This window comes from Pseudarthrobacter sp. MDT3-1, assembly GCF_054510755.1.
In genome coordinates, this window is sequence record NZ_JBTNDX010000020.1 from 55,579 (window position 1) to 81,780 (window position 26,202).

At 65.1% G+C, this 26,202-nt stretch carries 21 protein-coding genes and 1 pseudogene; 10 read left to right on the top strand and 12 right to left on the bottom strand.

Translation table 11 applies throughout. The features are described 5' to 3' along the window. Nucleotide 1: 1 nt before the first annotated feature. From rhaI to ACX80X_RS15410, 7 genes are all read right to left on the bottom strand, one after another. Nucleotides 2–1,168, bottom strand: coding sequence for an L-rhamnose isomerase (gene rhaI, locus ACX80X_RS15380; protein ID WP_459312537.1), 1,167 nt, complete (start codon nt 1,166–1,168; stop codon nt 2–4). Nucleotide 1,169: 1 nt separating this feature from the next. Further along, on the bottom strand, nt 1,170–1,544 hold the full coding sequence (locus ACX80X_RS15385) for an L-rhamnose mutarotase (RefSeq protein ID WP_459312539.1): 375 nt from the start codon (nt 1,542–1,544) through the stop codon (nt 1,170–1,172). Continuing rightward, nucleotides 1,541–2,992 (bottom strand): arabinose isomerase, encoded by a 1,452-nt coding sequence (locus ACX80X_RS15390; RefSeq protein ID WP_459312541.1) that lies wholly within the window; start codon nt 2,990–2,992, stop codon nt 1,541–1,543. The genes ACX80X_RS15385 and ACX80X_RS15390 overlap by 4 nt, the downstream gene beginning before the upstream one ends. Before the next feature lie 142 nt (nt 2,993–3,134). Beyond that, nucleotides 3,135–4,196 (bottom strand): rhamnose ABC transporter substrate-binding protein, encoded by a 1,062-nt coding sequence (rhaS, locus tag ACX80X_RS15395; protein ID WP_459312543.1) that lies wholly within the window; start codon nt 4,194–4,196, stop codon nt 3,135–3,137. Nucleotides 4,197–4,267: 71 nt separating this feature from the next. Beyond that, the gene (locus ACX80X_RS15400) at nt 4,268–5,350 is read right to left on the bottom strand and encodes an ABC transporter permease (protein ID WP_459312545.1); all 1,083 of its coding nucleotides are present in this window, start codon (nt 5,348–5,350) and stop codon (nt 4,268–4,270) included. After that, entirely contained in the window at nt 5,343–6,395 is a 1,053-nt protein-coding gene (locus ACX80X_RS15405) for an ABC transporter permease (protein WP_459312547.1), read from the bottom strand. The genes ACX80X_RS15400 and ACX80X_RS15405 overlap by 8 nt, the downstream gene beginning before the upstream one ends. Further along, on the bottom strand, nt 6,392–7,939 hold the full coding sequence (locus tag ACX80X_RS15410) for a sugar ABC transporter ATP-binding protein (protein WP_459312549.1): 1,548 nt from the start codon (nt 7,937–7,939) through the stop codon (nt 6,392–6,394). Before ACX80X_RS15410 ends, ACX80X_RS15405 begins: the two co-directional genes overlap by 4 nt. A 412-nt stretch (nt 7,940–8,351) precedes the next feature. On the opposite strand from ACX80X_RS15410, the gene ACX80X_RS15415 reads away from it, so the two are divergent. From ACX80X_RS15415 to ACX80X_RS15435, 5 genes are all read left to right on the top strand, one after another. Further along, the gene (locus ACX80X_RS15415; RefSeq protein WP_252599867.1) at nt 8,352–9,383 is read left to right on the top strand and encodes a LacI family DNA-binding transcriptional regulator; all 1,032 of its coding nucleotides are present in this window, start codon (nt 8,352–8,354) and stop codon (nt 9,381–9,383) included. A gap of 110 nt (nt 9,384–9,493) precedes the next feature. Next, complete coding sequence (locus ACX80X_RS15420; protein WP_252599866.1) at nt 9,494–9,952, top strand: iron chaperone; 459 nt, start codon at nt 9,494–9,496, stop codon at nt 9,950–9,952. Between the two features lie 108 nt (nt 9,953–10,060). Beyond that, complete coding sequence (locus tag ACX80X_RS15425; protein ID WP_252599865.1) at nt 10,061–11,455, top strand: FAD-binding oxidoreductase; 1,395 nt, start codon at nt 10,061–10,063, stop codon at nt 11,453–11,455. A gap of 28 nt (nt 11,456–11,483) precedes the next feature. Continuing rightward, nucleotides 11,484–11,645 carry a hypothetical protein gene (locus ACX80X_RS15430; RefSeq protein ID WP_167349835.1) on the top strand — a complete coding sequence of 54 codons (162 nt, stop codon included), beginning with the start codon at nt 11,484–11,486 and terminating at the stop codon, nt 11,643–11,645. 107 nt (nt 11,646–11,752) lie between these two features. Beyond that, nucleotides 11,753–12,961 (top strand): Gfo/Idh/MocA family protein, encoded by a 1,209-nt coding sequence (locus ACX80X_RS15435; RefSeq protein ID WP_308216173.1) that lies wholly within the window; start codon nt 11,753–11,755, stop codon nt 12,959–12,961. Here the strand turns inward: ACX80X_RS15435 and ACX80X_RS15440 are convergent. After that, on the bottom strand, nt 12,954–13,757 hold the full coding sequence (locus ACX80X_RS15440; protein ID WP_459312553.1) for an extracellular solute-binding protein: 804 nt from the start codon (nt 13,755–13,757) through the stop codon (nt 12,954–12,956). The two genes, ACX80X_RS15435 and ACX80X_RS15440, sit on opposite strands and share 8 nt — an antisense overlap. On the opposite strand from ACX80X_RS15440, the pseudogene ACX80X_RS15445 reads away from it, so the two are divergent. Together ACX80X_RS15445 and ACX80X_RS15450 are read left to right on the top strand one after the other, a co-directional pair. Next, a pseudogene (locus ACX80X_RS15445) lies at nt 13,699–14,763 on the top strand (beta-galactosidase); the annotation flags it as partial. The gene ACX80X_RS15440 and the pseudogene ACX80X_RS15445 overlap by 59 nt on opposite strands. Before the next feature lie 101 nt (nt 14,764–14,864). After that, the gene (locus ACX80X_RS15450; RefSeq protein ID WP_252599857.1) at nt 14,865–16,739 is read left to right on the top strand and encodes an HNH endonuclease signature motif containing protein; all 1,875 of its coding nucleotides are present in this window, start codon (nt 14,865–14,867) and stop codon (nt 16,737–16,739) included. Between the two features lie 81 nt (nt 16,740–16,820). Here the strand turns inward: ACX80X_RS15450 and ACX80X_RS15455 are convergent, their stop codons facing one another. The 4 genes from ACX80X_RS15455 to ACX80X_RS15470 form a co-directional block, all read right to left on the bottom strand. Continuing rightward, nucleotides 16,821–17,279 (bottom strand): hypothetical protein, encoded by a 459-nt coding sequence (locus tag ACX80X_RS15455; RefSeq protein WP_252599856.1) that lies wholly within the window; start codon nt 17,277–17,279, stop codon nt 16,821–16,823. 525 nt (nt 17,280–17,804) lie between these two features. Then, on the bottom strand, nt 17,805–19,163 hold the full coding sequence (locus ACX80X_RS15460) for an ABC transporter substrate-binding protein (RefSeq protein WP_374209913.1): 1,359 nt from the start codon (nt 19,161–19,163) through the stop codon (nt 17,805–17,807). A gap of 224 nt (nt 19,164–19,387) precedes the next feature. Continuing rightward, nucleotides 19,388–20,338 (bottom strand): carbohydrate ABC transporter permease, encoded by a 951-nt coding sequence (locus ACX80X_RS15465; protein ID WP_252599855.1) that lies wholly within the window; start codon nt 20,336–20,338, stop codon nt 19,388–19,390. Next, nucleotides 20,328–21,272 (bottom strand): carbohydrate ABC transporter permease, encoded by a 945-nt coding sequence (locus ACX80X_RS15470; protein ID WP_252599854.1) that lies wholly within the window; start codon nt 21,270–21,272, stop codon nt 20,328–20,330. Before ACX80X_RS15470 ends, ACX80X_RS15465 begins: the two co-directional genes overlap by 11 nt. A 384-nt stretch (nt 21,273–21,656) precedes the next feature. Here ACX80X_RS15470 and ACX80X_RS15475 point away from each other — a divergent pair, with 384 nt between their 5' ends. Genes ACX80X_RS15475 through ACX80X_RS15485 form a run of 3 tightly spaced genes read left to right on the top strand, consistent with a single transcriptional unit; the run spans nt 21,657 to nt 26,096 of the window. Continuing rightward, the gene (locus ACX80X_RS15475; protein WP_459312556.1) at nt 21,657–22,826 is read left to right on the top strand and encodes an acetylxylan esterase; all 1,170 of its coding nucleotides are present in this window, start codon (nt 21,657–21,659) and stop codon (nt 22,824–22,826) included. A gap of 16 nt (nt 22,827–22,842) precedes the next feature. Next, complete coding sequence (locus tag ACX80X_RS15480; protein WP_459312558.1) at nt 22,843–24,939, top strand: DUF6807 family protein; 2,097 nt, start codon at nt 22,843–22,845, stop codon at nt 24,937–24,939. Continuing rightward, a complete protein-coding gene (locus tag ACX80X_RS15485) occupies nt 24,936–26,096 on the top strand; it encodes a M24 family metallopeptidase (RefSeq protein WP_459312560.1) in 1,161 nt (386 codons plus the stop codon). Before ACX80X_RS15480 ends, ACX80X_RS15485 begins: the two co-directional genes overlap by 4 nt. Nucleotides 26,097–26,202 lie beyond the last annotated feature (106 nt).

Below are 26,202 nucleotides of genomic sequence, written 5' to 3' on the forward strand. Positions count from 1 at the left end.
CTTAGGCTCCCCATCCGGCCTGGTGGCCGCCTTGGCGTTCGGTATTGATTTTTTCCTGGTATCCGCTGGCGGCGAAGGCTGCCATCGGGTCCGCGGGCAGGCCGCGGGATTCACGCCATTCGGCCAGGTCGGGGCGGACATCGGTGTAGAACGCGTCCATCAGCACCGCGTTCGCGGCCAGCACGTCGCCGCAGTTCTGCGCTGCCTCCAGGGCGACGGTGTCCACCAGCAGTGCCCGTGCCGTCATTTCCTGCACGTTAAGCACGGAGCGGATCTGGCCCGGGATTTTCCCCTCGATGTTGTGGCACTGGTCCAGCATGAACGCGACGCCGGCGGCTGGCTCCAGTCCACCTCCGCGGACCACTTCGGCCATGATCCGGAACAACTGGAACGGATCCGCTGCGCCGACAATCAGGTCGTCATCGGCGTAGAAGCGCGAGTTGAAGTCGAAGGAACCGAGCTTGCCCAGCCGCAGGAGCTGCGCCACGATGAACTCGATGTTGGTGCCCGGCGCGTGGTGGCCGGTGTCCAGGCAGACCTTCGCCTTCTCGCCCAGCGCCAGGCAGTGCACGTAGGAGGTGCCCCAGTCGGGAACGTCCGTGTGGTAGAAGGCCGGCTCGAAGAATTTGTACTCCAGCACCATCCGCTGGTCGTCGCCGAGCCGGTCGTAGACCTTGCGCAGGGATTCAGCCAGCCAATCCTGGCGGGAGCGCATATTGCCCTGCCCCGGGTAGTTGGTACCGTCCGCGAGCCAGACCTTCAGGTCCTGCGAGCCGGTCTGGTTCATTACCTCAAGGCACTCATACATGTGGTCGACGGCCTTCTGGCGCACGGCCGGGTCGCTGTGCGTGAGGCTGCCGAACTTGTAGTCGTCGTCCTGGAAAGTGTTGCTGTTGACTGTTCCCAGTTTCACGCCCAGACCGGCGGCGTAGTCCGCCAGGGCAACGTAGTCGTCCACTTTGTCCCAAGGGATGTGCAGGGCAACCGCGGGGGCCATGCCGGTGAGGGCGTTCACCTGGGCGGCATCGGCGAGTTTCTCTTCGATGGTGCGCGGGGTTCCGGGCGTGGCGAATACCTTGAAGCGGGTGCCGGAGTTACCGAAGGCCCAGGAGGGCAGTTCGATGCTCTGGTGTTCGAGCGTGGTCAGAACGTCGGTGGGGATAGACACGTCAGTCTCCTTTGGATGCTGGGTGGGTGAGGTCTGCCGCGGCGGCCAGTTGGTCCTCGAGGTTGAATACTTCTGCGAGTTGGAGGAATCCCGCATCGGGGGCTCCGTCGAGGTCTTCGAAGAACCCGGACATTTCCGCCTGCCAGCGGGCGTTGACTTCCGTAGCGGCCATCCGCGTTTGGGCCTCGGAGAGGTTCTCGGTTTCGAGGTAGCCGATCAGGAGCCCGTCAGCGCGGAGGAAGAGTGAATAGTTGTTCCAGCCGGCGGACTTCAGGGCCTGCAGCATTTCGGGCCACACGGCGGCGTGGCGCCGTGTGTATTCCTCGATGAGACCGGCTTTAAGCTGGAGCTGGAAGCAGACGCGCCGGGTGCTCATGAGAGCACCACGTTCCGGTGTTCGATGCCCAGCAGGGACGCTGCAGCCCTGATATCGGCCGCGCGGTGACCCACGCAAAGCGCCCAGTGGTGGCCGATGCCGGTCTGGCTCCATTGATCCACCCAGAGTCCGGGGTCCCCACCGAAGTCCACGCGGGAGGTGGTGTTGCCGATTGCCAGCAGCGGGCCGGGAACTACTTCGCCCTCGGAGGTGATGAAGACGTAGCTGCCGTCCGGGTCCTGGCCGAGGCCGAAGGTGGTGACGGGTCCGTGCCGCACATCGAATTCGACCGAGACGCCCCAGCCGCGCTTACCGTGGTAGACACCCAGTCCGCGCAGCAGCGGGTCCTGCGCGGACACGGCCAGATGCGCCGGTCCGTCGTGACCCATTTCCACCACGTCGTCGAAGAAGTTCAGGGCCTGGATTTCGGTGAAGGAACCGCCGGCGCCGATGGCCTGTGCTGCGAGCATGGCGATGGAGGTCCGCAATTCGAATTCGCCGGCCATGGGGATGCCGCGGGCAGTGAGGATGGACGAGCCCAGGATCATACCGGCACCCAGTCGCTCGTGCTGTTCTCCGGCCAGCCCGCGGTGGTAATAGGCCACCGAGTCAAGATCAAAGTCCTCCACGAGTCGGTCCAGACCCACAGATACTTTGGCGCCCCAGGCGAAGTCGTCGTCGTGCACCGAATCATCCAGCACGAAAAGTCCGCGTGCCAGCTCAAGGCGTTCGGCCACCTGCGCTTCGGTGACGGCGTTGACCCGTTCGCGCAGGTCATCGAATTCGAGCACCTCCACATGGGAACCGAAGGTCGTGGAGACGGTGGTCAGGTCGGTGGCGACATCAAGCATGCCCGGATAAAGGTGGCCCATGAGCCCGTGCCGGGCGTTCCGCAGCCGGGCGCGGACGCCGGCGGCGTGGACCCACCGGTTGATCCTCTCCCAGGCGGATTCCTGCTTCAGGTGTCCGGAGACGGAGCGGAAGTCGATGCCGGCACGGCGGAAGACGTTGGCGACCTCGGGCACCGGGCATTGGCCGCAGTAGGCGAGCCACTTGCCGGTATCGAAGTTGGCGTGGTCCATCGCTTCGGTGGGCTGCAGGTCGATCACGAGGACGGGGGTCTGGGCCCGCTGGGCGATGGGCAGCACCATGGAGGAGGTCAGGTAAGTGGTCAGGAAGATGACGATCAGATCGCAGTCAGCGATGCGCAGCTTTTCACCGGCCGCGCCGGCTTCCTGGGCGTCGGAGATGAAGCCGGTGTCAATGACTTCGGCGTCAAGTTCCTGGAAACGGCCGGTGACGTAACGGACGGAGTCCTGCAGCTGCGGCAGCAGTTCCGGAAACTGGGGCCAGTAGGCGCCCAGCCCGCCGGAGACCAATCCGATGCGGGTGGACCGGCGCCGGTGCGGCTGCAGCAGCCGGGCGGCGGATTGCGTCTGGTTCGTCATGGTAAGTCTTTCTTTGGCACGGCAAAGTCAAGGGAATGCGTGAGCCCCGGCGGGCAGGCGGGCCGTGGCGCGGCACCGCCTGCCCGGCGGATAGGAACGGCAGCGGCGTGCCGGAAGCTAACGCGGGCCGGACGCCGATCCGCTAGAACTGGTACTTGTCGATGTTTTCGGCGTTGAAGACCGTCGGCGGGCCGACGATTACCAGTCCGCCCTCTTCGATGGTGCGTTCGCCGAGTTCACCGGCAGTGAACTTGTCCCCGACTGCTCCGGTGATCTTCCCGTCTGCCAGGGCCTTTCCCGCGAAGGCTGCAACGTAGCCGAGCTGTGCCGGATCCCAGAGCGCGAACTCCTTGACGGTGCCGTCCTTCACGAATGGGCGCATTTCATTGGGCAGGCCGAGCCCGGTGAGCGCCACCTTGCCCTTGTACGCGGACGTGGAGAGGTACCGGCCGGTGGCGGCAATGCCCACCGTGGTTGGAGAGATGATGCCCTTCAGGTTCGGGTGGGCCTGCATGAGACCCTGCGCTTCCTGGAAGGACTTGGTGTCGTCGTCATCGCCATAGACCTTGGCCACCAGCTTGATGTCCTTGTACTCCGGGTTGGACGCCAGCTCCTCCTCCATAAACTTGATCCATTCGTTCTGGTTGGTGGCGTTCGCGGTGGCGGACAGGACGGCGATTTCGCCGCTGCCGCCGATCTGCTCGGCGATCAGTTTCGTCTGGATCAGAGCCACTTCTTTTGCCACCACCTGGCTAATGAACAGGTCGCGGCAGTCGGGGTTGGCGTCCGAGTCGAAAGCGACAATCTTGGCGCCGGCGGAACGCGCTTCGCCCAGGGCGGTGCAGACGGCATCCGGGTCATTGGCAGCGATCACAATGACATTCGTGCCGGCCTGCGTCTCGGCGTTGATGAAGGAGACCTGGCTGGACGCCGAGGCCTCAAGTGGGCCTACGACCTGCGAGGAGGCGAAGCCTGCCTCCTGGGCACCTGTCTTGCCGCCGCCTAGGACAACGTCCGTGTACGGGTTGTTCAGCTGCTTGGGGATGAAGGTGATTTTCTGGTCCCCTCCCGCGGCGGGGCTGCCGCCGCCGGCAGATCCCGAGCCGCCATTGCAGGCGGTCAGGGCCAGCGCAGCCACGGCGGTAATCGCGACCAGGCTCCCCAAACGACCGATCGGGCCTGTGTTCTTTCGGTTCAACATCATTGTTCTTCCTTTTTCCTCGTGCGATAAATGCATCCGGTTCCGTGCGGACGCGGTTGCTGGTGAGCGGTTGTTCAGGTCGATTTCTGGCTAAAGCTTCGGCGGACGCGCCGGGTGTGCCGCCATTCTTTGACGGCGGAGCCGATGCTCGGCGCCACCACGGAGAGGATCAGCAGCAGACCGGTCACTGTGATGAGGACGACGTCGGACACCCGTCCCAGCCGCAGGGCGTAGTTCAGTGTCCCGATCAGCAGGACACCGGCGATGACGCCGGGGATGGACCCTTTGCCGCCGAAGATCGATACGCCGCCCAGCAGCACGGCGGCAATGACTGCCAGCTCCAGGCCCGAGGCGTTGTCGCTTCGGGCACTGGTGTAGCGCAGCGTCCAGTAGATACCGGCAAGTGCTGACACTGCGCCGGATCCCACATAGAGCCAGAATTTGCTGCGGGCCACTTTGATGCCCACAAAGCTGGCGGCTTCCTTGCTGTATCCCATCGCAAAAAGTCCGCGCCCGAAAGGTGTGAAGTGCAGCAGAACCCCGAAGAAGATCATCACCAGGACGACGCCGATCATCACCGTCGGGATGCCGGTTCCGCCAAGTTTGGAGGTGAAGAAGGCGGTCAGCGCCTTCGGGAAGTTGGCCACCGCGTTGTCTCCGATGACCACCAGGGCCAGGCCGCGGAAGAGTGCCAGGGTGCCGATCGTGACCGCCAGTGAAGGCAAGCCAAGGACGGCGATCAGAAAGCCGTTGAACATTCCGGCGATGATCCCGGCCAAGAGGCTGATCACCAGTACCAGCCAGATATCCATGCCGCCGGCCCAGAGCACGCCCATGAGAGCGCTCGTCAAGCCGGCGGTACTGGCGACGGAGAGGTCGATTTCGCCCGTGACGATGATCAGCGTCATCGGCATCGCGATCAGCAATACCGGAATGACATCCAGCAGGAGGAACCCGGTGGTGACCGGCGAAGCGAAGCGCGGGATGGCGATGGCGGCGTAAATCAGGAACGCCACCAGGGCATAGATGGTCAAGGCGTCCCGGCCGCCGAAGATCCTGGCGGCGCCGGTCTTGCCCTTGGGTTCAGTGGCCAGGGGTTTGGTGCTGTCAGCCACAGGGGCTGATGCACTGCTGGTGGAGGAAATGATCTCAGACATTCCGGGCCTCGCTTATCCGCAGTTTCTTGGCTGTGCGCAGGCTCGCCACGCGGTCGATGATAATGGCGGTGAGAATCAGCACGCCGACTATGGCCTGCTGCCAGAACTTGTCTACCCGCAGTGCGGTCAGGGAACTGGTGATGGTTGTCAGGAGCACGGCACCGAGGGCTGCCCCCGCCACCGATCCGCTGCCGCCGAAGATTGCCACGCCCCCGACCACGGCGGCCGCGACCACGTCCAGTTCCATGCCGGCCCCCGTGGTGGCACCGACGGAGTTGAATCGGCTGGCGTAGAGCACACCGGCCAGGCCGGCCAGTGCACCGTTGGCCAGGAAAGCCAGGAACACGCGCTTGGACACCCTAATGCCAAACGCCGTGGCCGCATCCGGGTCCGAGCCGATGGCGTACAGGTCCCGGCCCGGACGGGTGCCGGACATGTAGACCGCCACCGCGATGACGACGACGATGGCCAGCAGGGTGATGATGGGGAATCCCAATACGGTGTTCACTGAAAGGGCGCCGAAGGCGTCCGGGCGGTCACCGGCGAAGAACTGTTTACCACCTGCCCAGGCGTTGTTCATGCCGCGGAACACGTAGAGCGTCCCGAGGGTGATGACCAGCGCGGGCACTTTCGCCACCGTCACCAGGAGACCGTTGAAGGCTCCCAGCAGCGCCCCGAATGCCATCCCGATCGCGAAGACCGCGATGATCGGCAAATCGGGCATGGCCGAGAAGATGAACCCCGTGCCGAAGGCAACCAGGCCAAGCATGGACCCGACGGAGAGGTCGATGTTCCGGGTGATGATCAGCAGTGTCTGCCCAGCCGCCAGGATCATGATGATAGTGGCGTTCAGCAGCAGGTCTTTCACGCCCTGGGGCGAGAGGAACAGCGGATTGTTCAGGTAGGTGATGAGTACCAGGAGTGCCAATGCGATCAGCACCGGCAGTTCGCGAAGCCGCAACACCGAGGTCAAGGCGCCGCGGGCGCTGCCGGCGGCCGGTGACGTCGTCGTCTTGGTTTTCTTGTGGTCCAGAGCGGAGCTCATGGGGTCCTCCCTGCGGAAGTTGCTGCGTGCATAACTGATTCTGGATTCGCCTCGGCGCGGTCAAGTTCGGCAGTGATCCGGCCCTCGCGCATGACCAGGACCCGGTCCGCCATGCCGAGGACTTCGGGCAGTTCGGAGGAAATCATCAGAATGGCGATTCCCCGGCCCGCGAGGTCTGAAATGAGCCGGTGGACCTCGCTCTTGGTGCCGACATCGATGCCGCGGGTAGGTTCATCAATGATCAGCAGCCGCGGGTCGGTGGCCAGCCACTTGGCGAGCACCACCTTCTGCTGGTTGCCGCCCGAGAGCGTGGAGACGGCATGTTCCTGCGAACCGGTCTTGACCTGCAGCCGCTTGCTCCAGTCCTGGGCCGCCCGGCGTTCGGCGGCGCCGTTGATCAACCCGGCCGTCGCGAGATGGTTGCGCAGCGTGAGGGTGACATTGCGGGCCACGGAAAGGTTCATGACCAGGCCCTGCTTGCGGCGGTCCTCCGGGACAAAGCCCATGCCCGCGGTAATTGCAGCCTGAGGATCCCGTGGTTTGAGTTTCCGGCCCTCGAAGTTGATATCGCCGGCGTCGTAGGGGTCGATCCCGAAGACGGCGCGGGCAACCTCTGTCCGGCCGGCGCCAACCAGACCGGCCAGTGCCACGATCTCTCCCGCACGGACCTCGAAGCTGATGTCGCGGAAGACCCCGGCCCGGCTGAGCCCGTCCACCTTCAGGACCACATCCCCTATCTCCGCAAGCGTCTTGGGGAATAGCGCCCCGATGTCCCGGCCGACCATCTCGCGGACAATCTGCGGCACGGTCACTTCGACAGTCGGGTGCGTGGAGATGTATCGGCCGTCCCGCATCACGGTGATCCGGTCGCAGAGATCGAATACCTCATCGAAGCGGTGTGAGATGAACAGGATGCCGGTTCCCTTATCCCGGAGACTGCGGGCAACGGCGAACAACCGGTCCACCTCCACCCCGCTAAGCGCCGCCGTCGGTTCATCCATCACCAGCACCTTGGCGTCCAGCGAAATGGACTTGGCGATCTCGATGATCTGCTGGTCTGCGATGGACAGGCCCTCGGCAATACGCGTCGGATCGATGGGGACGCCGAGCCGCTCGAAAAGCTTGGCAGCCTCCCGGACCATGGCGGCCCGGCTGATCAGTCCGAACCGGCCCTTGGGCTGGCGGCCGATGAAGATGTTCTCCGCAACGGTCAGGTCCGGGAAGAGCGTGGGCTCCTGGTAGATGACGGAAATTCCGGCGGCTTTGCTCTCGGCAACGTTGCGGAACTGGACGCTCTCGCCGCCGACCCTGAAGTCGCCCGAATCAGGGTGGTGCAGGCCGGCGAGGATCTTAACCAGGGTGGACTTGCCGGCGCCGTTCTCGCCCACCAGGGCATGAATCTCGCCTTCCAGGATTTCGATGGTTCCGTCGGCCAGGGCTACCACCGGGCCGAACGTCTTAGCTGCGTGCTTCAAGGAGAGTACCGTCCTGCGCCCATGCTCCGGTGGGCCGGAGCCGGGCTGGGACCTGGTTGTCTGCTGCATAAATTGACCGCACCTTTGGGGCTGGAAAAAGATGAAATGAATCGTTTCACAATGCCTGTGATTTGAATCATAGGCCTCCCCGGCCATGCACGTCAAGGGAGTCGGGAGATAGGCGTCCATGATTTTGATTCGTTTCATTGAAAGGTTTCAAATCGCTGGTGTCGCGGGTATTCTGAGCCCTATGCGTCGCGCTGTCCGCAAGCGCAGACTGTTGCGCCACCCACGACCAGACAACCGCACCTCCGTATCCATCCCCCAGTCCCGAATTGGACCGAGAAACGAATACACACTACCCGCGACTCTCTTGAGAGTTCCATCTTCGAATCGTTTCATTATTTCGATTCAAAGTACCCTTGAATTCAAGCAGGTGTCAGGCAATTGCACCCCGCTCAGCATGAGAGCACGGAGAACCATGAATCGCCCAGCAAGCATCAAGGACGTCGCCAACCACGCCAGCGTGGCCGTGGGCACGGTGTCCAACGTCCTGAACTATCCGGACAGGGTCTCGCAGCGAACCAAGGAACGGGTGCTGCGGGCCATCGATGAGCTCGGATTCGTCCGCAACGACGCCGCCCGTCAGCTGCGCGCCGGCCACAGCAGGACCATCGGACTGATCGTGCTCGACGTCGGCAACCCCTTCTTCACGTCGGTGGTCCGTGCCGCGGAGGATGCCGCGGCACTCCAGGGCAGCGCCGTGCTGCTGGGCGACAGCGGCCACAATGCCAGCCGGGAATCCAACTACATCGACCTGTTCCAGGAGCAGCGCGTGCAGGGCCTGCTGATCTCGCCCGTTGGAGATGTCACCGCCCGCATCGACCAGCTCCGCGAGCGCGGTGTCCCCACCGTCCTGGTGGACCGGCTCGCCGATGAGAGCAAGTACAGCTCCGTCTCGGTGGACGACGACGCCGGCGGTTACCTCGCCGCCCGGCACCTGCTGGACACCGGCCGCCGTCGGCTCGCCTTTGTGGGCGGCCCCACCTCTATCCGCCAAGTGGGGGACCGACTCCAAGGCGCAGAACGTGCCGTGAAGGAGGAATCGGATGCCACTCTTGAAGTCCTCGATTCCGACGGACAAACGGTGCTGGCAGGCCGCAGAGTTGGCAACCTGCTGGTGGAGCGGGGGCCCGGCGAGCTGCCGGACGGCATCTTCTGCGCCAACGATCTGCTTGCCCTGGGTGTGATGCAGTCACTGACCATGACGCACACGTTGCGGATCCCGGAGGACATTGCGCTGATCGGGTACGACGACATCGACTTCGCCGTCTCCGCCGTCGTCCCCCTCTCCTCCATCCGGCAGCCAACCGAGGCCCTGGGGCGCACAGCCATCGAGCTGCTGGCCGAGGAACTCGAGTCCGAGAATCCAAAGCACCGGGCGGTCATCTTCACCCCCGAACTTGTGGTGCGCCAGAGCACAGGCCCGGCGAAGGGATCCTCCGCCGGCTAGGCGTTCCCCGTCAACCGACGGCTCTCCGCTTCGAGCAGTTCTGGAGAAGCTGCCGAGACCCCCGAAGATTAGGGTGGTTCCCACGAGACCACAACGTAAGGAACCCCGAAATGACGGAGAACCCAGCCACCAACACCAAGTCGTACGACGGCTTCGATGCGGAGGAACGCGCCGCAATGAAGGAACGGGCCCAGGAGCTCAAGTCCGCATCGCGAAAGGGTGCCCGCGCCGCTAAGTCGGATGGCGAAAGCGATGTGCTCGGGAAGATCGCCGAGATGTCGGACCCGGACCGCGCCATCGCCGAACGGCTGCATGCCATCATCAAGGACAACGCGCCGGAGCTCGCGCCGAAGACCTGGTACGGAATGCCTGCCTACGCCAGGGACGGCAACGTGGTTTGTTTCTTCCAGCCCGCCGACAAATTCAAGGCACGGTACGCGACGCTCGGATTCAGCGACCCCGCAAACCTCGACGACGGCAACATGTGGCCCACCTCCTATGCCCTGACCAAACTCACGGCCGCCGACGAAACAAGAATCATCGAGCTCGTGAAGAAGGCGGTCAGCTAGCGGCCAGCCCTGCCCTGGACGGGGCTCCAGGGCTCCCGGAATCTCCTCTTGCCAGTGCGTCCTCACGTGTGGGACTCTGCTGGAAGGAGCGAGAGGTCCGTGATTCCAATGACGCAAAGCACGGAGATCGACGGCGCTGCCGTCGATGAATTACAGACATCCTTTCGGGGCGAACTCGTCCGCCCGGACCATGCTGGATACGACGAGCACCGCAAGGTGTGGAACGGGTCGATTGACCGCCGACCCGCCCTCATAGCCCGCTGCACCGGCGTCGCGGATGTTCGCGCTGCCATCCGGCTGGCCCGGTCGCAGGACCTGCTGGCCGCCGTGCGCGGAGGCGGTCACAGCTTCCCCGGCCTGTCCGTCTGCGACGACGGTATGCTCATCGATCTGGGCCCGATGAAGGGCATCCGGGTGGACCCTGAGGCGCGGACAGTCCGTGTCCAGGCCGGCGTTCTGCTCGGCGAGCTTGATCGCGAGACGCAGGAATTCGGCCTCGCTGTTCCATCGGGAATCGTCACCCATACCGGGGTTGCGGGCCTGACGTTGGGCGGCGGCATCGGCTGGGTCATGCGGAAGTATGGACTCACGATCGATCAGCTGCTGTCCGTGGACGTTGTCACCGCCGACGGCGAGCTTGTCCGGGCAAGCGAGCATCAGAACACCGACCTCTTCTGGGGTGTGCGGGGTGGCGGCGGGAACTTCGGCATCGTCACCGACTTCGAGTTCCGGCTGAACCCCGTGGGCCCGTACGTGATGGCCGGTCCCGTCTTCTGGCCCGTGGAAGATGCCCCCGAAGTGCTCCGCTTTTACCGGGACTGGATCGCGGGCTGCCCCGACGAGCTTATGACCATCGCCGTGCAGCGGAGGGCGCCGGCGCTGCCGATCGTCCCGCCAGACCTGGTGGGCAAGCTCGTCATTGCGGTCACCGCCTGCTACACGGGACCGGTCGAGGACGGCGAACGGGTCCTGCGGCCGCTCAAGGAATTCGGTTCGCCCGTGCTCGATCTGTGCCGGCCCAAGCCGTTCCTGGAGCATCAGAGGACGTTTGATCCGTCGTTCCCGCACGGCTGGCATTACTACGTCAGATCCTGTGACGTCGCGGCCCTCAGCGACGACGTCATCGACGTCGTGGTGGAGCACGGCAGCCGCATCACCTCGCCGATCACCAGCGTCGCCCTGTGGCAGATGGGCGGCGCGGTGGGCAGGATCGACGACGGTGCTACCGCGTTCAACGGCCGCCAGGCCGGGTTCACGTTCAACATCAACGGCAACAGCAAGACCGCCGATGGTTTCGCCGCCGAGCGCCAGTGGGCCCGGGACTATTGGTCAGCCCTGGCGCCCCACCACACCAGCGTCTACGTGAACTTTCTTATGGAAGAGGGCGAGGAGCGCGTCAGGCATGCGTACGGTGCCGCCAAGTACGACCGGCTCAAGGCACTCAAGCGCACCTACGATCCCACGAACTTCTTCAGGCTCAACCAGAACATCAGGCCTGACTGATGACCTTGCTATTGGATCGGAGAACATCATGCTCAAAACCCTGCTCTGCAAGATGAACCTGCGCCACGATTGGCACATCCAAACCACGGACGACGGCGGCCGCTACCGGCGCTGCACACGCTGCGGTAAGTACCAGGAAGGCGGCAGTGGCGGCCGGAACGGCAACTGGGCAGCGCCACTGGGCATGTAACTACAGCCTGCAAGACGCACTGGACTATCACCATGGTTATGCCGCACACTGGAGTCGGGAAAGCGCTTGCCCAACCCTAGTGTCCTCCGGGGCAGGAACGGAGCCCCATGGCAACACCACCTTCCGCCGCGTCACAGTCCGGCCAGCACGGACACGCCGGACACTCGGCAACAGCGGCGAGGGTGGCGCTGGTAGGCGTCCACGGCTTCGGCGCCCACCACCTGGGCAACCTTGAACGGCTGCGGGAGGCCGGCGTCGTCGAACTCGTTGCGGTAGCCGATCCCCGGCCGCCGGAACCGGGGTCCGTGCCGACCACAGCCGCAGTATTCCCTGGGCTCACGGAACTTCTGGCGGGCACGCCGGATCTGGACGTGATCATCGTAGCCACACCCATCCAGACCCACGCACCGCTGGGCCTCGCCGCCCTGGCCACAACAGCGGACCTGTATCTGGAGAAGCCCCCGGTCGCTTCGCTGGCCGATTTCAACGTCCTGTGCGACGCCGCCCAGGCGTCCGGGCGCAGCGTGCAGATCGGCTTCCAGAGCCTGGGCTCGCACGCCCTGGCGGCCCTTGAGGAACTCGTCGCCAGCGGCACCATCGGCACCCTCGAAGGCATCTCGGCGACCGGCCGTTGGGTCCGCGACAAGGCGTACTTCAAGCGCTCCCGCTGGGCGGGGAAGCGGAGCATTGACGGCATCGACGTGGTTGACGGGGTCGCCACCAATCCCCTGGCCCACGCCGTGGCCACCGCGCTGCGCATCGCCGGCGCCCGGACCACAACCGACGTTGCGTCGGTGGAAACAGACCTGTACCGCGCCAACGACATCGAATCCGACGACACCTCCGTCATCCGGGTCCGCACCGCGACGGGGCTGCCTATCACTTGCGCCCTGACCATCTGCGCCAGCGAATCCGTGGAACCGTACGTGACCGTCCAGGGCTCAACCGGCACGGCGGTGTTCCACTACACCGAGGACCGGCTGGTGGTGAGCACTCCGGCAGGACAGACGGAGAAGACCTACGGCCGGGACGACCTCACCGCCAACCTGATTGCGCACCGCAACGAAGGTGCCAAGCTGATCAGCCCCATCGCAGACAGCGGCGCTTTTATGCTGGTCCTCGAAGCCATCCGGACGGCACCGGCGCCCATACCGATCGGGCCGCAGCACCTGTACTGGGACGGCGACGGCGATGCGGCCCACGCCGTAGTCATCGGAATCGAAGACGCCTTGGATCGTGCCACCCGGGAGCACGCAACCTTCAGCGAACTCGGCATGCCCTGGGCCGTTTCAGCAGCACCCGCCCCGCTTAGTTAAGCGAGCTCTTGATCTCCTCGATCGACTTCTTCGCCGCGTCCTGCGGGGAAATCCTGCTGAAATGGACCTCGTTGGCGTACCGGGTCAGGACTTCGGAGACCGAGCTGGATCCGGCGGGAGGCACAGCAGGGGCCTCCCCTACTTCATCGGCAATATCATCGATGAACTTTGCCGTCAGCGCATCCGTGGGCGTCAGCTTCGGGCCCACGGCCGCGCGGACTTCCGAGTTGCCCGGGATGCCGCGGTCTGCCAGCCCGATTTCGCCGGCTTCAACGCTGTTGGCCAGGAAGTCGATGAACTTCTGGGTTTCGACCGGATGCTTGGACCGCGAACTGGCAGACCAGAACTGCGATGCCTTGTAGAACTGTTCGGCCTTGGACGCGTCGCCCTCGACACTCGGCGGCCGGTGGATTTCCAGCGCTTGCCCTGACGCCTTGGTCAGCGCGGCCAGCTGGTTGGACCACACCCAACCCATGGCGAACCGGTTCGTTGCCAGGCCCTGCTGGTCCAGCGGTGCGCTGCCGTCTTCGGTCATCACCGACGCGGGCGGAACAGCCTTGGCGTCCCGCATCTCTGCCTGCATCTCGAAGTACTTGGTGGCGTCGGCCTCATCAAAGCCCAGGCCGCCGTCCGTGGCGAAAAGGGACTTGCCATGCTGACGCATCCAGAGGTTGAAGGAGGCGTCACCTGTAAAGGCCCCGGAGCCGTAGATGCCTTCCTTGCTCTTGCTGGTGATGTCGGCCGTCAACTGGCAGCCGCGCAACCAGCCCAAGATGCCCGGCGAAATGCTGCGCAACTCACTGGCCCATGTGGCCCGCGGGGCGGACGCGGTGATGTTCTTCCAGTGGCGGCAGAGCTTTGCCGGGTCCGAGAAATTCCACTCCGCGATGGTCCCGCACGGCGGCCGTGACACGCGGGTGTGGCGCGAGGTGGTGGAGCTCGGGTCTGTGCTGAAGCGGCTCGCGCCGGTGCGTGGCTCACGGGTGGAATCCCGCGTGGCGATCGTCTTCGACTACGAAGCCTGGTGGGCCAGCGAAATCGACTCCAAACCGAGCGAGGGCGTGAAGTACTTGGACGTGCTGCGGGCGTTCCACCGGTCGCTGTTCCTGCGCGGGATCGCGGTGGATCTGGTCCATCCTTCTTCACCCATGGAGGGCTACGACCTGGTCCTGGTGTGCACGCTTTATTCGGTGACTGACGCGGCCGCTGCCAACATCGCTGCCGCGGCGCGGTCCAGAGCCACGGTGCTGGTCACGTATTTCAGCGGGATTGTGGACGAGCAGGACCACGTGCGGCTGGGCGGCTACCCCGGCGCGTTCCGGGAGCTGCTGGGGATCCGCGTGGAGGAATTCCACCCGCTGCTGGCCGGCGGGCAGTTGAAGTTGAGCGACGGCGGGGTGTCTTCAGTGTGGAGCGAACACGTCCACCTCGCCGGGGCCGAAGCGGTGCAGACCTTCACCGATTATCCGCTGGAGGGCGTGCCGTCCCTGACGCGGCATGCGGTTGGTGCTGGTGGCGGCGCGCGCGCCGCCTGGTACCTCGCGACGTTCCCGGACCGCGACGGAATCGAAGCGGTCGTGGACCGGCTGCTGGCCGAATCCGGAGTGGCTCCGGTTGCCGTAGCCGACCGCGGCGTGGAGCTCATGCGTCGACGCTCCGACGACGGCGGCAGCTTCCTGTTCGCGATCAACCACTCACGCTCTGCCGCCGCAGTCGAGGCGGCCGGCGTTGACCTGCTGACCGGTGCACAGTTTGAGGGGTCGGTTGCGGCCGGTTCCGTGGCGGTAATCGCGGAGGACTGACCAGCGCTTTTCCGAGCTCCTTCAGGGCGTTTTCCGGCCGCCTTCCGGGAGGGAAGCTCGACGGCGGCTTAAATGTCACACCCCCACGGCAGAGTAATCCTATGGAAGCTCTCGGGGATCAGCTGGCTCGGAACGGCGGCGGCAACACCGCCATTCCGGCTGCCGCCGCTGTTCTGTCGGACGACGCTGTTCTCTCGAACGACGCCAGGCTGGCTGCGGCGATTGCCTCGGTGAACGCTGCTGCGGCGTCCGCTCCCGGGACGCTGGCGATGGCCGGCTACGCGGAGGCTTCCGATTTCGCCGGCCGGGTGGAGGAGCTCTCCCGCACCGTGGACTACCTCCAAATCCTCGCCGCCGGCGCCGTGGACCGCACCCGCACGCAGGCCATCACCGCCGCCGCAGCCACAAGCCGCACCCGGTCATGGATTACAGGGTGGGACAACGGCGTCGAAACCCTGAACGAAACGGACTCCGAGTGGCCCGCCGGGACCACCGCTGGAACCCCGGGAACGGTTACCGGGAGCACCCGAGATATTCCGCGGTCACCGGCCGATGACGGCTGCAAGAACACCGCGGAATTCCTGCGCCTCCGGCTCCGGATTGGACGCAGCGAAGCCCAGCGACGCATCCATCTCGCCCACAGCATCCTGCCCGCCTCCACCCTCGCTGGAGACCAGGTACCCCCGCTAAGGGAACACCTCGCGGCAGCTCTGTCCCCCGCCGCTTATACCGGCGGTCCCGCGGAGACCAGCGACGACGACGACGCCGAAGGCCTGGACCCGCTTCGGCCCGTCCCGGGATCCGGGCCCGTGGTCTCCTCCCGGGCCGGGACCATCATCAGCGCCACGCTGGACCGTCTCAAACACCACACCACCCCCGAGAACCTGGACCGGATCGAACACGACCTCACCCGCACCGCCGCCACCGCTGACCCCGACTTCCTTGCCCGTGTCGCCCGGCGCTGGGCCGATACCCTCGACGCCGATGGCACCGAACCTACGGAAGAAGCGCTCCGCCACACCCAGGGTGCCTTCATCCGAAAACCCCGCCACGGCCTCCACCACCTCGAGATTTTCGCCACCACCGACCAATTCGAACACCTCGCCACGGTCATGAACGCCGCCACCAACCCCCGCACGCAACCCACCGGCTCGGAAATCGGCCCGGGGACCGGCGCAGCCATCGATACCAATGCCTCGCTCGGAGTCGAAACTCCCACAATCAGGCAGGGCAATGACATCTGGCAGGACACAGACCTCGACCTGGACAGGCGCACACGCTCACAGAAACAACTCGACGGAATCATCGGCGCCGTCAAAGCCGCCCTCAGCACCAATCAGCTACCCACCACAGGCGGAAACCGGCCCCAAATCCTCGCCACCATCAATTACCACGACCTCCTCCGCCACGCAGCGACAGCCACCGGCGGCATCGGCTCCGGCACTGGTGACGGGTCTGCGGCAGGAACACGCACAGAGAACATCGGCGAGGAGACTGGCACTGGCACTGGCACTGGAGTGAGCACAGCCTCGGGCGCGGGCAGCTTCACGTTCACTGGTCCCGTCGCAGCCACTACGCTGCGCAAAATCGCCTGCGACGCCGACATCATCCCCGTCCTGCTCGGCACCAGCGGCGAAATCCTGGACCTCGGCCGCAAAACGCGGCTCTTCACGCCTGCCCAACGCCTCGCCCTCACCGCCCGCGACCAAGGCTGTGCCTTCCCCAACTGCACCATCCCGGCCCCCTGGTGCGAAGCCCACCACATCACCTACTGGTCACACGACGGCCCCACCAACGTCAGCAACGGAGCCCTCCTTTGCTCCCATCACCACCACCTGATCCACAAAGAACAATGGATCATCCACACCCGCAACGGCGTCCCCTGGTTCACACCCCCACGCCACATCGACCCCACCCAAAAACCCCAACAAAACCACTACTTCAAACCACCACCACTACCGCTCCAACGCGAATGAAACGCCACGGCACAAGCATCACGGCAGCGCGTGGGAACCATACGGGCGAACCCCACGTCACAGCAATTAGGGGAAGCAGAACTACAGCTCGGCCGCGGCCAGGACTGCGCCCGCCCGGTCACCCATAACGCCGCCGGCTGTGAAGCCAATGACCTCTATCAGGACTTCTTCTTGGTGGTGCACATCTGTGACGTTCACGGAGCGGACCGATCCCTCACGCATGCCGGCCGGGATACCGTCAACAGCCACTCCCCATCTGTAAACCGCAGGGTCACTGGATTCCCAAGTGACTCTGACCTCACTGATCGTCCCCACCGTAGAGAGAACCTCGATACGAACGTTTGAGGCCGCTGCCAGATACAGGGGCGTTGTGTTGATGCGAACGGGGGTCTCCAACACGTCGGTGCCGCCGGCAATCCCTGTCACCCGCAGGGTCATGACTCCTTCAAACTCTGCCTCGTAAGTGTGTTTGAGGACAGGATCAATGGTGGTCCGGTCGTAGCTTCCGTCGCCGTCCAAATCCCATTCATACTTGACCACGACGCCTGCGGACTCTGAGGCATCGTAAGTAACTTGCGAACCCGGAGGCCCGGAAAAGCCGCTGATGGTCAGCCATGCCTCGACACCAGTCTGCTTCTGCTTGCCCAGCGGGATAGTGATCGCTTGAACCGGCGCCCCTGAGGCCTGAGCGGATGAAGTCGGACCGACAGTGGGGACGGCACTGGGCGGACTAACTTCCAGTGTGTTCGGCGTCGGATGCCCGCTGGGCACACCATCTGCGCAACCGGTCAATATCAGTAGTATTGCCGCAGCGGCGGTCCAACCGAATGCCTTCATGTTCTCCCCCATGAATTAAAGTGCTCGTGGACCACGAGGACCGGAACCCGTCTAGCACTCATGGCTGCCGGGAATAGCAGGACCCAGTACACGGACCTTAAAACACCACAGTCCCGGCCGGAACCAAAGGTTCCAGCCGGGACTGTGGTGACCACTCGCCGTCGTACGCTTCCTGCTGAAGCTTCCTTCAGAAGCTGCATCCGGAAGAGCCCGACGGCGGCGCGGGACTTAGCTGATGGCGGACTTCATCTCGTCCACGGCCTTCTTGCCGGCTTCTTCAGTGGACAGGCGGTTGAAGAGGACCTCGGAGGTGTAGCGCTTGACGATTTCCTGGATGGCGCCGGCGCCCTTCGGCGGCGGGGCCGGAGCCTCGCCGAGTTCGCCCTTGATCTGGTCGATGAACTTGATCACCTTGATATCGGCGGGGGTCAGCTTTGGCTCGATGGCTGCGCGGACGTCGGAGTTGGGGTAGACGCCGCGGTCGGCAAGCAGGGCCTCGCCTGCCTTGGTGTTGTTGGCCAGGAAGTTGATGAATTTGGCCGTTTCCTCAGGGTGCTTGGTGCGCGATGAGGCGGACCAGAACTGGGATGCCTTGTACCAGAGCTTGGCGTCGGCAGCCTTGCCGGTGGTGGACGGGAAGCGCAGGATCTGCAGGTCGGTTCCGGCAGCCTTCTCCAGCGCCGGCAGCTGGTTGGACCACCAGAAGGCGAGCCCGTTCTTGCCCGTGGCCAGGCCACTCTGGTCCAGCGCTGCGGCCTCAGCTTCCACAACTTCTGATGCCGACGGCACAGCCTTCTTCTCGCTGAGCTGCTTCAGGAAAGCCCACCAGTCGGCGATGTCCGAGGGCTCGAAGCCCAGCTTGCCGTCGGACGTGTACAGGGACTTGCCGTTCTGCCGGAGCCAGACTCCCAGCGAGGCCTCGTCCGTGCCGTAGGCGGCAGAGCCGTAAGTACCCTTCGGAGACTTCTCGGTGACTTCGGCGGAGATGCGGCCGAAGTCTTCCCAAGTCCAAGTCTTGTCGTCGGGAAGTTCAACGCCTGCAGCCTTGAAGACGGACGGGTTGGCCAGGATGGTGGCCGCGTTGATGCCGGCGGCGATGCCGGTCAGGCCGTCTTCGCTCTTGCCGGCATTGAGGGCTGCTTCGTCCAGCTTTGACGTGTCGATCTCGTACTTGGAGAGGTCCAGCAGCGCACCGCGGGTTGAGTACTCCGTGATGTATTTCTCGTCCATCTGGATGATGTCCGGGGCGTCGTTGGCGGCGACCTGGGTGGCCAGCTTGTCCCAGTATCCGCTCCAGTCGCCATACTCCGGCTTGATCTTGATGTTGGGATTCTCGGCCTCGAAGGCGGCGATGGCGGCCTGCGTCAGCTGGGCACGCTTGTCGCTGCCCCACCAGGAGAAGCGCAGCTCAACGGGTCCGCCATCGCTCTGCGGGGAGGCTCCCCCGCCGCAGGCACTCAGGGCAAGCACGACGGCGGCTACCGCGGCAACGACGCCCGTCTTGCGGAAACGGCGCGGTTCGCCGGTGGATGGCGTCTCTGCCGTACGGTTCTTGGCATCTGACTCAGTGCGGTGAAAAAGCGCCACTGGGTACTCCGATCTTCATTGATCTGGTTATTGGGGAAAGTAAACGAGAAAGCGTTTTCTTAAGTCTCATGCTACAAGTACATGACTTGTATTACAAGATGTTTTCGTGTCCTGTTCCCTTGGGCCTTGGCGGACGTTCCACGCCAGCCCCGACACAGCGGGATACGCCATTGGCTCGCCCTTGGAGGACGGGCCATCGGCTGGAGCAAGGCGTTTCGCTGGATCTACTTGATGCCTGTGGTGGCGATGCCCTTGATGAGGAACCGCTGGCCGAAGAGGAACACCAGGAACACCGGCAGGAGGGACACGATGGACATCGCGAACAGCGATCCCCAACTCGTGGCGGACTGCGAATCCACGAAGGCGCGCAGCGCCACGGGAACGGTGAACATGTCCGGATCCGTCAGGTAGATCAGGGCCCCGAAGAAGTCGTTCCACGTCCAGATGAAGGTGAAGATGGTGGTGGTGGCCAGGGCCGGCACCATCAGTGGCAGGATGACCCGCAGGAAGATGCGCGGGTGCCCGGCGCCGTCGATCCTTGCCGCTTCATCCAGGTCCTTCGGGATGCCGCGGATGAACTGGACCATCAGGAACACGAAGAACGCATCGGTGGCCAGCAGCTTGGGCACAATGAGCGGCCAGAACGTGTTTACCCAGCCGATCTGGGAGAACAGGATGTACTGCGGCACGATCACCACGTGGAACGGGAGCATGATGGTCAGCAGCATGATGCCGAAGAACAGCTTCTTGCCCGTGAACTGGAGCCGCGCGAACGCGTAGGCGGCCATGGAGCAGGAGATCAGGTTTCCCAGGATGGAGCCGATCACCACGATGGCCGAGTTGAGCATATAGTGCCCGAAGGGGTGCGTCAGCGCGGACCAGCCGTCCGTGTAGTTGCCCATCTCCAGGCTGTTGAGCCACAGGCCAGGCTCTCGGAAGATCAGTTCATTGGCACGGAGCGAAGAGACCACCATCCACAGCAGCGGGTAGATCATAAGGCCGCCGGCGAGGATCAGGATGCCATGCTTGATCAAGGCCCTGGTGCGGGCAGCCCTGCTGAAGGCGAGCGTGCCGCGGGATTCGCGGCGCTTCGCGGGCTTGCGGTAATTCGTAGGCTTACCGGCGCCGGCGGTGTTCTTGTCCGGGGCGGGCAGCGTCTCAAGCTTAGTCGTCATAGAAAACCCAATACTTTGCAGCGATGAAGTTGATGGCGGTGAACACACCGATGATGACCAGCAGGAACCACGCCATTGCGGAGGCGTAGCCCATGTCGAACTGGCCAAAGCCCTTCTGGTACAGGTACAGCGTGAAGAACATCGTCGAATCCGAAGGGCCGCCATTGCCGCCGGAAACGATGAACGCCTGCGTGAAGGACTGGAAGGATCCAATGATCTGGAGCACCAGGTTGAAGAAAATGATGGGGCTGAGCATGGGAAGCGTGATCCGCCAGAACTGCTGGAGGGTGCTGGCGCCGTCCACCTTTGCTGCTTCGTAGTACATCACCGGAATCTGGCGGAGGCCGGCCAGGAAAATGATCATCGGGGCGCCGAAGGTCCACACGTGCAGCAGGACGATGGAGCCCAGCGCGGTGCTCGGATCGGAAATCCAGCCGGGACCCTGGATGCCAAACATGGCCAGGGCCTGGTTGACCAGGCCGGTGGTGCCGAAGATCTGCTTCCACAGGATGGCAACGGCCACGGAACCGCCTAGCAGGGACGGCAGGTAGAAGACGGAACGGTAGAACGGCAGCCCGCGCAGGCCCTTGTCCAGCACCAGCGCGATCAGCAGCGCAACACCGAGCTGCAGCGGGACGCCTACAAAGACGTAGGTGAACGTCACGCCCAGCGAGTTGTGCAGCCGGGCGTCGGCGAACATGCGGATGAAGTTGTCCAGCCCGACCCATTCCGGCGGCTGGAGCAGGTTGTAATCCGTGAAGGACAGGTACAGGGACATCAGCATCGGGCCGACGGTGATGGCAACAAGGCCCGCCAGCCACGGCAGCAAGAAGATGTAGGCGGCCTTGTTGTCCCGGCCGTTCGCTTTTTTCTCCGCTGCCGTCATGGGGCCGTTGCGGCGCTTGAGGGTGCTCAGTTCACTGATGGCACTCATTGCGGCAACTCCGTTTCACGCAGCAGGCCCGCTGCAGCCGGCATTCCTGCCGGGCACGGCGTCCTGGGTATGTGTCTGGCGGCCATGTGGCCTCCTTTGGTCATCGTGGCCCTCCACGTCTGGGTTGATCGCACTGGGCGATCCATATTTGCACCGTCTCCGGCGGCGGACTCACTTGGTGTGCAGCTGTCCGGATCCGGCCTCCGTCACGCGGGACGTTGAAAGCGGCTCCGTACCAAAGTAAACGGTTTCTTGACTCCTGTATAGCCCTTTGTTAGTTTTTGAGAAAGCGTTTTCTGCAACCGGATCACTTTACCCACAGACATCCGTCCCGATCCGCCGCGCCTTCAACCCTCCCCGTCCACCCGAACAACAGGCAGGTCAGTGAGCAAGGATTCCCGGCCGGTCCGGCCCAGCGCAATTGCAGGCTATGAGAACTGGCCTGCCTACGTCCGTGACCGGCCGCGCTACCAAGCAGCCACCCCGGCGGCGCAGGACCTGTCGGACGCCCTGGGCGTTCCGGCAGGTGTTCCCCCGGCGGGAGTCACCGTTCACTGGGAGGAAACGTACGACGGCGTCACCACCTCCCAGCTCAGCTGGCAGTTGGGTTTCGGCCCCCGCACCACCGGCTGGCTGGTCCGGCCGGCCGGGAGTTCCGGGCCGCTGCCCGGCGTGCTGGCCCTGCACTGCCACGGGGGAAACAAGTTCAGCGGAGCGGACCGGCTGGTCGCGCTTCCTGATCCCCACCCGTCCGCAGCGGAAGCCCGTGCCGGGCACTACGGAGGGCGAGCCCTGGCCACGGAGGTCGCCCGCCGGGGCTTCGCCGTCCTGGCCCACGACGCCTTCGCATGGGGCAGCCGGCGCTTCGATCTGTCCACCCCGCCGTGGCGGACGGAATCCGCGCTGGAGGCGAGGAAGTCGCAATGGCGGGAGGCCGGCGTCGTATCTTCCGATGCCGAACTGTACAACGCCGCTGCGGGAATCCATGAAGACACCGTGGCCAAGGGCGCCGGCCTGCTGGGCACCAGCCTGGCGGGGATGGTGGCCCACGATGACATTGCTGCCCTGGAGATCCTGGCCGGCCTGCCCGGGGTGGATGCGGAGCGGCTGGGCTGCATCGGGTTCTCCGGTGGCGGCGGCCGGGCACTGGCCCTGGCAGTCCTCAGCCCGCGGATCCGGAACTACGTGGTCACGTGCATGATGACCACCTTCCAGTCGCTGCTGCCCGCCTACCTGGATGCGCATTCCTGGCTGCTCCAGACTCCAGGCCTCTGGAAGCTGGGCGACTGGCCGGAACTGACCGGCAGATCCGGGGCCGACGGATTCCTGGTGCAGTACGCGCTGGCCGATGGGCTGTTCCCGGAAGAGGGGATGCGGCACGCCCACCGGATTCTGGAGTCCGTGCACCCAGCTGGCTCCTACACTGGGAGTTTCTGGCCAGGCGGGCACGTCTTCACGGTCGAGATGCAGAATGAAGCCATCAGCTACCTGTCCAGGACCCTCGGCGCACCGGGTCCCGCCACCACAGCCTTTTCGCCCCTGCCAACCCCTTAGCCACCAAGGACCCCAGATGATTCAGCAATCCGCCCCCGCGGCACCCGCCAGCTCTGCAGCGGCAGGTGACGTTCCGGCAGTCCTCCCGCGCGTAGCCCTCGTGGGTGTGCACGGCTTTGGCGAATCGCACCTGGCCAACCTCGCCAGGCTCGACGATGCCGGGGCCCTGCACCTGGTGGCAGTGGCGGACCCCAACCCCCCGGAAAAGGGCACGCTGGCCGGGTCCGTGGCCGTCTTCAACACCCTGGACCAGCTGCTGGCGGCCGGGCCGGTCCCGGACGTGGTCATCCTGGCCACCCCCATCCAGACGCACGCTCCCCTGGCCCTGGCAGCGTTGGCCGCCGGTGCCGACGTGTACGTGGAGAAGCCGCCGGTGGCATCCATGGCCCAGTTCCAGGAGGTGCTGGCCGCTGCCGAGTCCGCCGGCAGGCTCGTGCAGGTGGGGTTCCAGAGCCTGGGCTCGCTGGCCCTGCCGGAAATCCGGAACACCATCGAATCCGGTGATATCGGAGAGGTGCTGGGACTCAGCGCCACCGGCATGTGGCTGCGGACCAGGAGCTACTTTAAGCGTTCCCGGTGGGCCGGAAAGCGCAGCCTGGACGGCATCGACGTGGTGGACGGCGTGGCCACCAATGCCTTGGCGCACGCCGTGGCCACCGCCCTGAACATGGCTGGCGCCCACACGGTTGCCGACGTCGCCTCCGTGGAGACGGACCTCTACCGCGCCAACGACACTCAGAGCGATGACACCTCCGTGATCCGCGTCCGCACAGCTGCCGGCACCACACTGTTGTGTGCGCTCACGCTGTGCGCCCCCGAACAGCAGCGGCCTTCCGTCACGGTCCATGGGACTCGGGGAGACATCACGTTCTTCTACACCGAGGACGAACTGGTCACCACCACGGCGGACGGCGAGCGCCGAGAGACGTTCGGCCGAACCGATCTGCTGGAGAACCTTCTCGCTGCGCGGACCGCCGGCACTCCCCTGCCCGGCACCCCCCTTCTCAGCGCGCTGCCGGATGCCGGCGCATTCATGTGTGTGCTGGAAGCCATCCGTACCGCCCCCGAGCCCCGGGAAATCGACGCCGGCCATGTCAGCTGGGAGGGCGACGGCGACGACGCCCACCCGGTGGTCCAGGGCATTGCCGCGCTGATCGAACGCGCCACCAAGGCGCAGGCCACCTTTGCCGAGCTGGGCGTCCCCTGGGCCAGCAGCCTGCCGCCGGTCCGGACCTTCGACCTTGCCGGGCATCCCGTGGCGGAGTATCAGGACGGCAGCCGCATCCGCGCAGTGTCCTCTCCCCGCCCGTACCTGCACCCCGTCCGCACCCTGGCCGGGACCGTTGTGACGGACCACCAGCCGCTGGACCACGTGTGGCACCTGGGGGTGGGGGTGGCGCTCCAGGATGTGGACGGCGTCAACTTCTGGGGCGGGCGCACCTACACCCGGGCCGCCGGCGAGTACGTCTGGCGCCCGGACCACGGCAGCATCGTCCGCGCGGACGAACCGTCTCCAGGCGAACCGTCCGCCGCCGAGGGCGAGCTGACCGAGAACCTCGCCTGGAACGGGCCCTACGGCGCTCCAATCCTGACCGAACAGCGCACCTGGACGTGGGCCGCCGTCGGGCCTTCCGCCTGGCGCCTCACCCTGGACTTTGCACTCTCCCCCGCCGGCAACCAGCCGGTGAGCCTGGGCAGCCCGGGTTCCAACGGCCGTGTTGGCGGCGGCTACGGCGGGTTCTTCTGGCGCCTCCCCGAATGTTCCGGGGCGAGCGTCTGGACACCTTCGGGGGCGGGTGAGTCTGCCGTGCACGGGAGTGTCACGCCGTGGCTCGCGTGGTCGGGCGGGTTCACGGAGGGAACGTTCGACGGCGACACTCGCCTGAGCGGCGCCGCCACCCTCGTGTTCGTCGCCGCGGCGGATTCAACGGACCCGTGGTTCGTCCGCGTGGACGGATACGCGGGTGTTGGCCAGTCGCTGGCCTGGGACGCGCCCGTCATCGCCGAACCCGGCACCCCGGTTCGCCGCAGTGTGACCGTGTTCATTGCCGACGGGATTTTAGGTTCGGAAGACATCGAGACATTGATCAACACACAGGGGGACAACTCATGAGCCAGACAACCACCGCTGCTACACCGCCGTCGCAGCTGACTGAAGCCGCGACCGTTGCGGGCCAGGGCCGCCGCACGCCGCCCGCCTCCACCGCGGACCGTGCCATCAAGCGGCGCCGCGTCCTGGACATTCTGGATGCCAAGGGGCAGGACTCGTTGCTGCTGACCACGCACACGGCGCTGGCCTGGTACCTGGACGGCAGCCGCGTCCACATCAGCCTGGCCGGTGACCCCATTGCCGCGCTGCTCGTGGACCGGGACGGCGACCACTTGGTGACGTTCAACAACGAGGCGGGGCGGATTGCGGCCGAGGAGCTCCCCGCCGGGGTGGCCCTCCACACCGTGCCTTGGTACGGGAGCCTGCACGAGGCTGCCGCCGCCGTCGGAAATTCTTCTGGAGGCGTTGCTGGAGCCCCGGTGGCCGAGGCCTCGGTGGCGACTGAACTGAGGGCTGCCCGGCAGCAACTGCTGCCCGGCGAGTCCGCCCGCTACGCCCGCCTCAGCGCGGAACTGGCCGGCATCATGACCGATGTGCTGTCCACCGCCCGGCCGGACACCACGGAATTCGAACTGGTGTCCGCCCTGGCCGGCCGGGTGGTTGGCGCGGGCGCGGAGCCGCTGGTACTCCTGTGCAACGGCAGCTCCCGGAGCGACTTCCGGCACCCGCTGGCCACACACGCGCCTCTCGGACGCCGCGCCATGGCCGTGGTGTGCGCTCGCCGGGACGGCCTGGTCGCGAACATCACCCGCTGGGTAAGGTTCGACGCCGGGACCCCCGAAGAGCTCGACGCTGAGTCCCGCATCGCGGCCGTGGAGGCGGACATCTTCGACGCAACGGTTCCCGGCGCCGGTCTGGACCGCGTCTTCGGCGAGATCAAGGCGGCCTACGCCCGCCACGGCTTCGGTGCGGAGCAGTGGGAGCAGCACCACCAGGGTGGACCGGCGGGCTATGCCGGACGGGATCCGCGCGTCACCGCGGCAGCCACCGACACCGTCGTCCTGAACCAGCCGTTCACCTGGAGCCCGTCGGGACCCGGCGTGAAGATCGAGGACACGGTCCAGCTCACGGAGTCGGGCATGAAAGTCCTGACGCTGGATGACCGCTGGCCCGCTGCTACCGTGAACGGCCTCAAGCGGCCGGTGACGCTGCAGCTTTAGGCCCAATGCCGTTCGGTTAAGGTCTGCACGGTGATGTCAACCCGTATCCCGGCGTTGCGTTCAGGTGAATAGGCGCAGCCCTTGTTAGAAGTGAGTCAAGTCTTGC

Excerpts from the sequence above, each read along its gene's own strand:
- ACX80X_RS15385 (WP_459312539.1), bottom strand. The coding sequence starts at position 1,544 with ATGAGCACCCGGCGCGTCTGCTTCCAGCTCCAGCTTAAAGCCGGTCTC.
- ACX80X_RS15400 (WP_459312545.1), bottom strand. The coding sequence starts at position 5,350 with ATGTCTGAGATCATTTCCTCCACCAGCAGTGCATCAGCCCCTGTGGCT.
- ACX80X_RS15390 (WP_459312541.1), bottom strand. The coding sequence starts at position 2,992 with ATGACGAACCAGACGCAATCCGCCGCCCGGCTGCTGCAGCCGCACCGG.
- ACX80X_RS15465 (WP_252599855.1), bottom strand. The coding sequence starts at position 20,338 with ATGACGACTAAGCTTGAGACGCTGCCCGCCCCGGACAAGAACACCGCC.
- ACX80X_RS15485 (WP_459312560.1), top strand. The coding sequence starts at position 24,936 with ATGAGCCAGACAACCACCGCTGCTACACCGCCGTCGCAGCTGACTGAA.
- ACX80X_RS15425 (WP_252599865.1), top strand. The coding sequence starts at position 10,061 with ATGACGCAAAGCACGGAGATCGACGGCGCTGCCGTCGATGAATTACAG.
- ACX80X_RS15415 (WP_252599867.1), top strand. The coding sequence starts at position 8,352 with ATGAATCGCCCAGCAAGCATCAAGGACGTCGCCAACCACGCCAGCGTG.
- ACX80X_RS15450 (WP_252599857.1), top strand. The coding sequence starts at position 14,865 with ATGGAAGCTCTCGGGGATCAGCTGGCTCGGAACGGCGGCGGCAACACC.
- ACX80X_RS15470 (WP_252599854.1), bottom strand. The coding sequence starts at position 21,272 with ATGAGTGCCATCAGTGAACTGAGCACCCTCAAGCGCCGCAACGGCCCC.
- ACX80X_RS15480 (WP_459312558.1), top strand. The coding sequence starts at position 22,843 with ATGATTCAGCAATCCGCCCCCGCGGCACCCGCCAGCTCTGCAGCGGCA.
- ACX80X_RS15410 (WP_459312549.1), bottom strand. The coding sequence starts at position 7,939 with ATGCAGCAGACAACCAGGTCCCAGCCCGGCTCCGGCCCACCGGAGCAT.
- ACX80X_RS15420 (WP_252599866.1), top strand. The coding sequence starts at position 9,494 with ATGACGGAGAACCCAGCCACCAACACCAAGTCGTACGACGGCTTCGAT.
- ACX80X_RS15435 (WP_308216173.1), top strand. The coding sequence starts at position 11,753 with ATGGCAACACCACCTTCCGCCGCGTCACAGTCCGGCCAGCACGGACAC.
- rhaS (WP_459312543.1), bottom strand. The coding sequence starts at position 4,196 with ATGATGTTGAACCGAAAGAACACAGGCCCGATCGGTCGTTTGGGGAGC.
- ACX80X_RS15430 (WP_167349835.1), top strand. The coding sequence starts at position 11,484 with ATGCTCAAAACCCTGCTCTGCAAGATGAACCTGCGCCACGATTGGCAC.
- ACX80X_RS15405 (WP_459312547.1), bottom strand. The coding sequence starts at position 6,395 with ATGAGCTCCGCTCTGGACCACAAGAAAACCAAGACGACGACGTCACCG.